The 4,975-nt window shown below is 31.5% G+C and carries 3 protein-coding genes; all 3 read left to right on the plus strand.

What is annotated here, in order from left to right; translation table 11 throughout:
• A partial coding sequence (locus tag HMPREF0027_RS04565) for a hypothetical protein (protein ID WP_005622605.1) occupies positions 1–278 on the plus strand: 278 nt, incomplete at its 5' end.
• Positions 279–406: 128 nt separating this feature from the next.
• Entirely contained in the window at positions 407–3,721 is a 3,315-nt protein-coding gene (locus tag HMPREF0027_RS04570; RefSeq protein ID WP_005622607.1) for an Eco57I restriction-modification methylase domain-containing protein, read from the plus strand.
• 200 nt (positions 3,722–3,921) lie between these two features.
• On the plus strand, positions 3,922–4,975 hold a 1,054-nt coding region (locus tag HMPREF0027_RS04575), incomplete at its 3' end, for an IS1595 family transposase (RefSeq protein ID WP_005622609.1).

Raw genomic sequence — 4,975 nt, forward strand, 5'->3', positions numbered from 1 at the left:
CAGACTTCGCAGAACAAACAGGAATAGCCTATCGCACAATGCAAGGTTATATTGGTGGTGAACGTGAACCCAATGCAGAAGGAATGTCGGGCATAGCTAAAGCAGGAGTGAATTTGAATTGGCTCGTGAGTGGGGAAGGGGAAATGTTTCAGATTGCAACGCAAGAAATTGCGATGTCAGAGCAAGAAGAAAAATTACTCAACAACTATCGCACGATGCCTGAAAATTTAAAAGATGCCTTTGCTATTTCTTTTAAAGAAATATCAGAAAAACAATAAATACTAATTTTACACTAACTCAATAAGGAACAAAAATGTCACTACAAGCCCACAAGCCCACAAGCCCACAAGCCTACAATATTAAATTGTAATTCATTAATATCTCTTAGTGTATTTTAGGAGATATTATGAATATTACTATTGATAATATCTGTAGCAATTTTAAGTCTATTTTTGGAAGTTTAATATCAGAAGATGATGTAAAAATACAATTTTATTCAAAAATAGTGGCACCTTTATTTGACTTAACTGGTTCTAATTTATCTAATACATTTAAAAGTGAAGCAACCTTATTACAAGGAGGAAGACCTGATGCATTATATCAGAATGTAGCTTTTGAATATAAAAAACCATTATATTTTGAAAAAACAAAAGGCATTGATGAAGCATTATATGGTAGAAACGATAAAGATCATGGATTGCATGATTATTTAATTTCAATTTCAGATATATCTCCAAATGACTCAAGTGATATTCTCGTAAAGAAATTGACATCTCAAATAGGGGTAGGCTTTGACGGCTCTAATTTCCTATTTGCCAGATTTTCAAAAGCAAAAAATACAAATAATATTAATTTAAAAAAAACAAAATTAAATAATCTATTCTCAAAAGAATTAAATCTTCCTTTAGAATTTAAGTTTGAAAAGTTTGACTTAAACTCAGGAGTAAATAGATTGTCTTTATTATTTAGACAATCTGAGAAAATGTCATTATCAAAAGAAAATTTATTAAAGGTTATAAATCCAAATAATAAATTAATTAGAGATAATGTATCTTATTTATATCACATATTAATAGATGATATGGGAAGTAAAAATCCTAATAATAGGATCATTACTTTGTACTCTGAGTGGGATCGTATATTTGGTATAATCTATGGAAATGAATCTGATGAAACGAATTTCACTAAGTATTCAGACTCAATTAGAGAGAAATATGGAATAGTAGATGAAAATATAGATGTAAAGAAGTACCTTTTTGCATTGCAAACTTACTATTATATTCTTATAAAATTATTGATTCACTCTTTTATAAAAGATGCGGTAAATCCTCAATTTAATATATATTTATTATCTGATATTCGTTATGTAGTAGATTTGTTTGAAGGTAAAGAACAAAATGATATTATATCTAACTTTTTTGAAATTCATTTCTATGAATGGTTTACTTATTCAGAAAAATTTGATATTGGAATAATAAATTCAACATTACAAGAAATTATCTTGAAATATGAATTAGCAAGTTTTGTATTAAATCCAGAGTCTATGCAAGATGTTTTACAAGAAATCTATATGGGATTAATTCCAGATAATTTAAGACATCTTATGGGTGAATATTTTACACCTGATTGGGCTGTAGAATTTGTTTTAGATAAAATAGGGTTTACTGGAGATATAGATAAACGTTTATGCGATCCTACTTGCGGTAGTGGTGCGTTTCTTCTTCAAGCTATAAAAAGAATAAAAAACAATAAAACGGTTGAAATATCTGATATTCAAAAGATAACTAATAACATTGTGGGTTTTGATATCAATCCTATATCAGCTGTTTCAGCTAAAGCAAATTATATACTTGCATTATTATCATATTCTTATGAGAAAATAGATGAAATAAATGAGAAAATACATATACCTGTATATATATCAGATTCAGTTCTTACACCTGTTGTTTACTCTGAGCAAAATAAATCTACGTTAAAAATCAAAACCCATCTTTGCGACTTTGTTCTTCCGAAATATAAAGATCAAAAATCTGCAAATAGATTTTTAGATGAGTTATCTGATTCAATTGATAAAAATGAAACCTTACAGGTTTTTCTAGGAAAGTTAAAATATCTTAATTTAATATCAGACAATATAGAAATTATAGTCTATGAGAGTTTATTCAATGAGCTTTATAGACAACATAGAGCTGGTAAAAACTCATTCTGGGGGAAAATATTCAAAAATAGTTTTGCCCCAATAATGATGAATGATAAGTTTGATTTTGTCGTTGGAAATCCCCCATGGATAACTTGGAAAGCAATGAGTAGCACCTATCGAGAAGGAACATTAGAAGTCTGGCAAAGCTACGGTATTTTTGAGAAAAATGCTTATGATAAAAAAACGACTCATGATGACTTTGGAATGGCTGTAACTTACGTAGCTATAGATTATTACTTAAAAGAGTCTGGTAAATTAGGATTTTTATTACCAGCCTCTTTCTTAAAATCAACAAAAGGTGGTGAGGGCTTTAGAAAGTTTTCTATTACAAGAAATAATCAAAATGTTCCTTTTTCCGTTGAAAGAGTCGATGACTTTTCTAACATAAATCTATTTACGATTAATAGTATGGCAATTTTTGTAAAAAAAGGAACCCCAATGATCTATCCTATGAACTCTTATTATCAATGGGAATATTTAGGAAAAACAGTACAATTTGATTCACATGCTAAATGGTCTGATGTTGAACAAAGTATAACCTTCAAAGAGCTTCAAGCCAAACCTGTATCACCCAATGATATTCAATCAGCTTGGCTTACGTTGGAAAATTCATCAGAATTAGATATTCTTGCTGAACACATACTTAATCACGAAAAGCCTTTTTATCAAGGAAGAAAAGGAATTGAGCCAGCTGGAGCTAAAGGGGTTTATATTTTAAAAGAACCCAAAATAAATACTAATGGAACTTTAACTATTGAAAATGATATGTCTAGGCAAAGAAGGAAAGACATTCTTGATAAAGGAGTTAATATTGGTATAGTTGAAGCTGAATATGTATATCCTATGCTTGGTGGGCGAAATATTGCACGCTGGAAAGTAAAAAGCAATGAATACATGTTAGTTCCGCATACTAGTGAATTTAAGTATGGAGTTCCCGAATCAGAATTAGCCGAAAATCATTTCTTAACGTATAAATGGTTATCTTTTTATAGAAAAGAGCTTTTTGATAGTAGAGTTCAGAATGGAAAATTCTTTGATCCAGAGAAAAACCCATTTTATAGGTTAGATAATGTTGGAGAATATACTTATTCAACTTATAAGGTATTATGGAAAGAGCAAACAGGTAGTATGTCAGCGGTTGTTGTCAGTAACGCCAAAGAAAGCATTCCTAATTTCAGAAATACCTTGTTAGAGAATAAAACTATTGTTGTAGATTCAAAAGTATTATTTCTTTCGCTAGAGAATCATTTAGAAGCGCATTATGTGTGTGGAATAATTAACTCTCCAATAGCAAGAAAAATTATTGATGGTTATGCTGTTTCAACAAATAGAGGGATTGATGTATTAAAGTATATTAAAATAGAAAAATTTGATAAAGAAAATGTGAAACATTTAGAGATTGCTAATTTATCTATAAAATTACATGACTTGCATAAAGATAAAGTTCCTAGTGCTGATAATATTTTAGAGCTAGAAATCCTATTAGATCAAGCAGTAAAAAATTTATATCTTAATCAATAACACTTAAAAATAGCGAGCATCGACTCGCTATTTTTCTTGCAAATCGATCAAACTTTGATCTAAAATCCTCCCGTTTTTGAGTAAATCTTCTCGTTTGTTTTTTTATATTTAATTCGTTCAACCAATTTAGCAAGAGAAACATGACTTATTGGCTACAAAACAATAAGTTGAAAGTTGATTATGCACGTTGAACGAAAAAAATGAAAAACAACAAGAAAACATCACCACTTTTACTTTCTGCACTTCGCAATCTCTCTGCGTTCGCTATTTACGATTTATCTGATACCGAAATACTCATTCTGTTTAAAAACGCCCGTTGGGGAAATTCTTATTGTTTTTACACGATTGAATGTCCGCGTTGTCAGATTGAGCATAAAGCCTATTTTCTCTCTTCTCGTAAACAATGGCAGTGCAAGCATTGCCAGCATCGTTTTTCTGTAACAAGCGGCACGATTTTCCAACACACTAAACTTTCCCTAAAAAAGCTACTGTTATCGGTTTATTATTTTACTATCAATAGTAAAGGGATTTCTGCTCTTAACTTATCTCGTCATATTGGCGTGCAATATAAAACGTCATGGGCATTACTACATAAATTTCGTGAAGCAGTCGAAAAAACGCAAGATTTCACACCACTCAAGGGCATTGTGCATATTGATGGTTGTTATGTGAATAACTACCTTTGCCCAAAGAATTTTAAACACCGCCGAATTGATAGACGCAAGAAATGCCATCAACGTAAAGATAAATCCTGCGTTGTGTTTTTCCTCCAACAAGCCGCAAATCAGGAAATAATAAAAGGAGCCGACCGCACTCTCGTTGCATTAGTTAAAGAGGAAAATGCTGATGATATGCTTGCTTTAACACATCGCTTAGTTACACCAAACTCGACAATTTGTGCTGATGAAAACCCTGCTTATGATGGTTTGGCGTTTCACTATGACTTATGGCGCGTAAATCATTCCCAAGAATATTGTTCGATTGACGGCATCACCAATAACCTAGCTGAATCCTTCTTTGCCCGATTTAGAAGAATGATTATGGGTGTTTATCATAAGATGGGAAATCACTATATGATGCACTACGCCAATGAAGCTGCGTGGCGTGAGGATTTTCGTTACCAGTCAGATAAAGACAAATTCGACAACGTACTAAAACGCTGTTTGAAAGCCAGACCTTCACGAGATTTAACTGGCTACTGGCAGGGAAATAAGAAACCTACGGCAAAATTCGGATTGGAAAGTTTGTGTTTGG

The organism is Actinobacillus ureae ATCC 25976, assembly GCF_000188255.1.
Taxonomy (GTDB): domain Bacteria; phylum Pseudomonadota; class Gammaproteobacteria; order Enterobacterales; family Pasteurellaceae; genus Actinobacillus; species Actinobacillus ureae.